The sequence below is a fragment of the Sphingomonas endophytica genome (assembly GCF_001476895.1).
GTDB lineage: Bacteria > Pseudomonadota > Alphaproteobacteria > Sphingomonadales > Sphingomonadaceae > Sphingomonas > Sphingomonas endophytica_A.
Genome location: NZ_LDTB01000091.1, coordinates 1 through 6,512 on the forward strand (window position 1 = coordinate 1; position 6,512 = coordinate 6,512).

Annotated in this window: 5 protein-coding genes; 1 reads left to right on the forward strand and 4 read right to left on the reverse strand. The window is 70.7% G+C overall.

What is annotated here, in order from left to right; translation table 11 throughout:
• Positions 1-118: 118 nt before the first annotated feature.
• Genes NS334_RS16030 through NS334_RS16045 form a run of 4 tightly spaced genes read right to left on the reverse strand, consistent with a single transcriptional unit; the run spans position 119 to position 2,784 of the window.
• A complete protein-coding gene (locus tag NS334_RS16030; protein WP_058756955.1) occupies positions 119-307 on the reverse strand; it encodes a DUF3008 family protein in 189 nt (62 codons plus the stop codon).
• Positions 308-344: 37 nt separating this feature from the next.
• Positions 345-1,685 (reverse strand): sensor histidine kinase, encoded by a 1,341-nt coding sequence (locus tag NS334_RS16035; RefSeq protein WP_058756956.1) that lies wholly within the window; start codon positions 1,683-1,685, stop codon positions 345-347.
• Between the two features lie 9 nt (positions 1,686-1,694).
• Entirely contained in the window at positions 1,695-2,381 is a 687-nt protein-coding gene (locus NS334_RS16040; protein ID WP_058756957.1) for a response regulator transcription factor, read from the reverse strand.
• Positions 2,350-2,784, reverse strand: a complete 435-nt coding sequence (locus tag NS334_RS16045) for a PDZ domain-containing protein (RefSeq protein WP_058756958.1) — start codon at positions 2,782-2,784, stop codon at positions 2,350-2,352. The genes NS334_RS16040 and NS334_RS16045 overlap by 32 nt, the downstream gene beginning before the upstream one ends.
• A gap of 239 nt (positions 2,785-3,023) precedes the next feature.
• Here NS334_RS16045 and NS334_RS16050 point away from each other — a divergent pair, with 239 nt between their 5' ends.
• Complete coding sequence (locus NS334_RS16050) at positions 3,024-6,329, forward strand: glycosyltransferase (RefSeq protein ID WP_058756959.1); 3,306 nt, start codon at positions 3,024-3,026, stop codon at positions 6,327-6,329.
• The last annotated feature ends 183 nt before the right edge of the window (positions 6,330-6,512 follow it).

Here is a 6,512-nt window from a genome sequence, read left to right on the forward strand (position 1 = left end):
AGAGCACCACCGCTGCGGTGACACCCATCTAGGGGAGCCGTATGAGCACGTAAAGCCCCTTTTTCACATTTTCTGCAAAAATGTGGATCGAGACGCCCTGGCGGCCGTTGTAGCGCCCTCAACCAGCCTTCTTGTGCTCCGGCTTCCCCTTCCGCGTCGTCGACGCCAGCTCCTCCAGCTGCGCCTCGGTCATCGACGCTTCCATTTCCTTCGATGCGCCCTTCAGCTTCGACCTCGGCTGTTCCCCGCGCTTGGCGCTGAGCGCGGCGCCGGCGGCCTTTTGCTGGGCGGCGGATGTGGCGGGCATCGGGCATCTCCTCCAATCGTCCTTGCCCGAACGCGATTCACCCGCCGAGGTTCAGCGTCACCACCAGCCCGGGCGCCGCGTCGCCCAGCACGAGCCCGCCGCCGTGCAGCCGCGCCACCGCGCCTGCGAGCGACAGGCCAAGTCCCGCACCGGTCCCGCTACGCGCGTCGTCCAGCCGCCCGAACCGCCTCAGCGCATCCTCATGCCGCGCGGCGGGGATGCCCGGTCCGCGATCGGCGACGGTGACGCGCACCTGCCCGTCCGTGTGGTCCAGCCCGAGCGTGACCGGACCCGCCCCATATTTCAGCGAATTGTCGATGAGGTTGCCGAGCGCCTGCGCCAGCAATTCGCGGTGCACCACCCATGGCAGCGTCCCGGGCACGTCGAGCGCCAGCGTCCGCCCGGCATCCTCGACCACGGGCGCGTACATCTCGGCGATGCCCGCCAGCTCGACGGCCAGATCGACGGCCACGAACGTCTCGCGACCGATCCCCGCCTCGGCGCGGGTGATGCTGAGCGCGGTCTGCACCATCGTGAACAGCCGGTCGGCCTCGGCCAGCGCGCGATCGATCGACTCGATCGCGGCCGGTTCGCGCACCTCCGTGGCGGCGCGCTCCAGCACGACGCGCATCCGCGTCAGCGGCGATTTCAGGTCGTGCGCCAGCCCGTCGGTCGCCATGCGCAGTTCGCTCATCAAGGTCTCGACGCGCTCCAGCGCGCCGTTGATCGCCACGCCGAGCGTCGCGAGCGCGTCGTGCGAGCCATCGTCCGGCACGCGCGCGCCCAGATCGCCGGCCGCGACCGCGTTCAACGCCGCAAGCGGCTCCTCCAGCCGCGCGACGATCATGCGCGCCGCCATCCACGCCGCCAGCGATGCGAACATCAGCGCGAGCGGCAGCGCCACCCCGCTCACCTGCTCCAGCATCCTGATCGCGCGCGCCTCCCCCGCGACGATGGTGCCGACCAGCAGCCGCTCGCCGCCCCGCAACCGCATCCCCTCGACGTGCATCGCTTCCGCGGCGGTCAGCCCACTTCGGTACAGCGTCACCTCGGTACTGCCCGCCCCCGGCGTCACGCTGGGCGGCCAGGCGTCCAGGTTGCCGGCGATCCGGCCGCCGTCGCGGTCCGCCAGCAGCAGCACGGTGCCCGGCGTCACCAGCGCGCCGGTCCGCAAGCGTACCTCGCGCGCCAGACCGGCGACCCCGCCACCGGCATAGCTGGCGCGCAGGTCGTCGCGCAGCACCGCGACCGTCCGCCGCGCATCGCTGTTCAGTTGCTGGCGCACCGACAGGCCGATCATCACGATCAGCGCCGCGGCGCTCGCCAGTTGCAGGATGAAGACGAGCGCGGCGAAACGGAAGGTCGCGGACCGGTACATCGCCGGGCGTTACGGATCGATGCCGAGCCGGTAGCCCGCGCCGCGCACGGTGTGCAGCAGCGGCCGCTCGAACCCCTCGTCCACCTTCTTGCGTAATCGGCTCAGGTGCACGTCGATCACGTTGGTGCCGGGGTCGAAGTGATAATCCCACACGCCCTCCAGCAGCATCGTGCGCGTCACCACCTGATCGGCGTGGCGGAGCAGGAATTCGAGCAGCCGGAACTCGCGCGGTTGCAGGTCGATCGCCTTGCCCGCGCGCCGGGTGCGCCGCGCGAGCAGGTCCATCTCCAGATCGCCGCAGCGCAGGACGGTCTCCACCGCCTTGCCCGCCCCGCCGCGCCGGATCAGCAGCCGGACCCGCGCGAGCAGCTCGATGAACGCGAACGGCTTGGTCAGGTAATCGTCGGCGCCGTTGGTCAGGCCGTGGATGCGATCCTCCGCCGCGCCCAGCGCCGACAGCACGATCACCGGCGTCTCGATCCCCGCCGCGCGGACGGCGCCCAGCACGCCCATGCCGTCGATCCCCGGCAACATCCGGTCGAGCACGATGCAGTCGTAGCTGCCGTCGGTGGCATGGAAGAGGCCGTCGCGGCCATTGGCGGCGCGATCGACGACGAAGCCTTCCTCGGTCAGGCCGCGCGACACGAAGTCGGCGGTGGCGTCGTCATCCTCGATCAGCAGGATCTTGTTGGCCAAGCGGCGCTCCCCCCGTCGCGTCCAGGTGCAGGTCGATCTCCCTCTTGCCGCGTCTGACGCGAATGTCGAGCTTTTGTCCGATCAGCGCGCGATCCGCCGCATCGACGGTCGGCACCGCGGCGCCGTCGATGGCCTCGATCAGATCGCCGACCTGCAATCCGCCGCGCCGGGCCGCGCCATCGGCGCGCACGCTGTTGACGACCACCAGATCCGGCCCGCCCGGGGCGAAGGTCGCGCCGACCAGGTCGCTGCCGTGCAACGGAGCGTAGCCGCCCAGCGACCGCGACCACACCATGCCGGCCAGCGCCGCCGCCAGGACGAGCGCGAGCGCCAGCAGCCCGACCGCGCGCAGATCGGGGTCGGTGCGCGGGGCGCGATGGCGGGCGGGCGGCACGGTCGGCATGGGCAGGACACCTCCTTGCCTGTCCCGATACACCGTTGGAAATCGACGGAAGATGAGCCGCACATGACCGTTCCGTCATGTTGCCGACGCGGATGACCGAACCGTAACCTTCCTCTCACGCTCCTGACATCGGCGGGCCGGTACAGGGGGCAGGATTGCGGGCGCCTTGCCCGTCGGGAGCCTGTTACGTGATGCCATTCCACGCCTGCGCGGCGCCGACCACGGAGGGTCGCTGAGCCATGTCGACGCGTCCGATCTTCTTCGATCCGACCGGGCGGCGCAGCCGCTTCTCGAAGCGCGCGCTGGCCGCGCTGCTGGTGGTGATCGTCATCAGCGCGATGGTGTTCGCGGTCACGCTGATCCGCGTGCCGCGCGGACGCGATCTGGCGCTGCCGCTGCCGCAGCCCAGGGCGGCGGCGTTGCGGGCCGACACCTCGCGGGGCGGGATCGCGCGCTGGTTGCCGCACCGCGCGGCGGCCGATCCGAAGACGCCGCTGTCGGTCGGCTTCTACGTGCCCGGCGACGACGGCAGCATCGCCTCGCTGCGGCGGCACAGCGCCAGCCTCGACTGGGTGGTGCCGGCCTTCGTCAGCGTGTCCGGCCCGACCCATCAGGTACAGGTGGAGCCCGATCCGCAGTTCGATCGCATGATCTCGGTCATGAAGCATCCGCCCAAGGTGCTGCCGATGGTGCAGAATTTCGGCGACAGCGACTGGGACGGCGCCGGTGCCGCCGCGCTGCTCCACGATCCGGTCGCCGCGCGTGCCTTCGCGCAGAAGCTGGGCCGCTATGTCGCCGCCACGCACCGCGCCGGGCTGGTCATGGATTTCGAGGCGCTGCCCGACGGCGCGATGGGCGATTACCTGCGCTTCCTCCGCGCCGTGCGCGCCGCGCTGCCCAGGGGATCGCAGCTGGCGGTGACCGTGCCGGCCGAGGACGAGGCGTGGCCGCTCGCCGCCATCGCGCGCCTGTCCGACCGCGTGATCTTCATGGCCTATGACCAGCATTGGGAGGGCGGCTCGCCCGGCCCGATCGCGGCGCAGCCGTGGTTCGTCGATCAGGTCGCGCACGGGCTGAAGGCGATCGGCCGCGACAAGCTGATCGTCGCGCTGGGCAGCTATGCCTATGACTGGCACGGCGACGATACCGACGCGATGTCGATCGAGGATGCGTGGCTCGCCGCGCACGACAGCCAGGCCTCGATCACCTTCGATCGCAACGCGGGCAACGCCGGCTTCGCCTATGACGAGGACGGGAGGCGCCACACGATCTGGATGATGGACGCCGCGACCAGCTGGAACGAGCTGGCCGCGCTCAAGCGGATGGGCATCGACGATATCGCGCTGTGGCGGCTGGGCAGCGAGGATCCCGGCTTCTGGTCGGACCTCGCCGCATGGCGGACCGGCACGACGCCGGACCTGTCCAGCCCGCGCTCGCTGCTCAACGCCGACGTGGAGGGCAGCGGCGAGATCCTGCGCATCACCGCCACGCCGACCCCCGGCGTCCGCCGCGTCACGCGCGATGCGCGCGGCATCATCACCGACGAACGCTATGACGTGCTGCCGACCCCCTATGTCGTCCAGCGCACGGGTGCGCAGAACCCGAAGCTGCTCGCGCTCACCTTCGACGACGGTCCGGACGCCAAATGGACGCCGCAGATCCTCGCCGAGCTGGAGAAGGCGCACGTCCCCGGCACCTTCTTCGTCATCGGGCAGAATGCGCTGGAGGAGCCGGGACTGCTAAACCGCATCATCGCGGACGGCGGGGAAATCGGCAACCACACCTACAGCCACCCCAATCTCGCCGCCGTGTCCGACCGGCAGGCGCAGCTGGAGATCAACACGACCCAGCGGCTGGTGGAGGCCTATACCGGGCGACGCATGACGCTGTTCCGCGCGCCCTATTTCGGCGATGCCGAGCCGACCACCACCGACGAACTCGGGCCGGCGCTGATCGCGCAGCAACTCGGCTACACCGTCACCGGGCTGCACGTCGACCCGGACGACTGGGCGCGCCCCGGCACCGAATCGATCGTGACGCAGGTGCTCGATCAGGTCCACAACGCGACCCCCACCAGTTCGGGCAACATCATCCTGCTGCATGACGGCGGCGGGGATCGGTCGGAGACGGTCGCCGCGCTGCCGCGGATCATCGCCACGCTGAAGGCGGAGGGCTATACGTTCGGCACGGTCTCGCAACTCGCCGGGCTGAACCAGGCGCAGGCGATGCCCCGGGTGGAAGGGCACGACCTGCTGGCCGTGCGCGCCGACGTCGCGATGTTCGTGGTGCTGGCGGCGATCGTGGGGCTGATCGGCTGGCTGGCCTATATCGCGATCGCGCTGGGCATGGCGCGCGCGGTGCTGATGGCGGTGCTGGCATGGGTCCAGAGCCGCCGCCGGCGCGGCGAGCCGCCGGTGTACCGCCCGACCGTCTCGGTCATCATCCCGGCCTATAACGAGGAACGGGTGATCGCCAGCTCGGTCGCGCGCGTCCTGTCCAGCGACTATCCCGACCTTCAGGTGATCGTCGCCGACGACGGATCGAAGGACGGCACCAGCGCCGCCGTGGCCGCCGCCTTCGCCGACGACGCGCGCGTCACGCTGCTGACGCTGGAGAACGGCGGCAAGGCGGCCGCGCTCAACCGCGCGCTGCTGCATGCCACCGGCGAGGTCATCATCGCGCTCGACGCCGATACGCAGTTCGAGACGGAGACGATCACGCGGCTGGTCCGCTGGTTCGCCGATCCGCGGCTGGGCGCGGTGGCGGGCGACGCGCGCGTCGGCAACCGCGTGAACCTGGTCACGCGCTGGCAGGCGATCGAATATATCACCGCGCAGAACCTCGAACGCCGCGCGCTCGCCGGGTTCGACGCGATGACGGTCGTCCCCGGCGCGGTCGGCGCATGGCGTCGCGCCGCGCTGGACGCGGTCGGCGGCTACCCGGAAGATACGCTGGCCGAGGATCAGGATCTGACGATCGCGATCCAGCGCGCCGGCTGGCGCGTCACCTACGATCCGCGCGCGGTCGCGTGGACCGAGGCGCCCGAGACGTTCCGCGCGCTCGCCAAGCAGCGTTACCGCTGGGCCTTCGGTACGCTGCAATGCCTATGGAAGCACCGCGCGGTGCTGCGCACCCGCAAGCCCTCCGGCCTCGCCTTGGTCGGCCTGCCGCAGGCATGGCTGTTCCAGATCTTCTTCGCCGCGATCTCGCCGCTGATCGACCTGACGCTCGTCCTGTCGATCCTCGGCACCGCGCTGCGCGTCCATCAGCATGGCTGGGCGCAGACCAGCGGCGACATCAGCAAGATGGGCATCTACTGGCTGGTCTTCACCACCGTGGAGGTGTTCTGCGGCTGGATCGCCTATCGCCTCGACGGGCACAAGGAACGCTACCCGGCGCTGCTGCTCGTCGCGCAGCGGCTGGTATACCGCCAGATCATGTACGGTGTCGTCATCCGCGCCATCTCCTCGGCGGTGCGCGGGATGGTCGTCGGCTGGGGCAAGCTGGAACGCACCGGCCGCGTGGCGGCGCCAGAAGCGAAGTAAGACCGCACCGCCCCCCAACCCGTCACCCCGGCGCAGGCCGGGGTCCAGCCGCCCCGCAAGAGCATCGACGCCGGCTCAAGCGGAAACATGGACCCCGGCCTGCGCCGGGGCGACGGTGAGGGGAAGACGACGCCCCTTCCACCACCCCTACCACCCCGGCGCAGGCCGGGGCCCAGTTGGGGG

Bases quoted from the DNA above. Each gene is read 5' to 3' on its own strand.
- NS334_RS16030 (WP_058756955.1), bottom strand. From the start codon at position 307: ATGCCCGCCACATCCGCCGCCCAGCAAAAGGCCGCCGGCGCCGCGCTC.
- NS334_RS16035 (WP_058756956.1), bottom strand. From the start codon at position 1,685: ATGTACCGGTCCGCGACCTTCCGTTTCGCCGCGCTCGTCTTCATCCTG.
- NS334_RS16045 (WP_058756958.1), bottom strand. From the start codon at position 2,784: ATGCCGACCGTGCCGCCCGCCCGCCATCGCGCCCCGCGCACCGACCCC.
- NS334_RS16050 (WP_058756959.1), top strand. From the start codon at position 3,024: ATGTCGACGCGTCCGATCTTCTTCGATCCGACCGGGCGGCGCAGCCGC.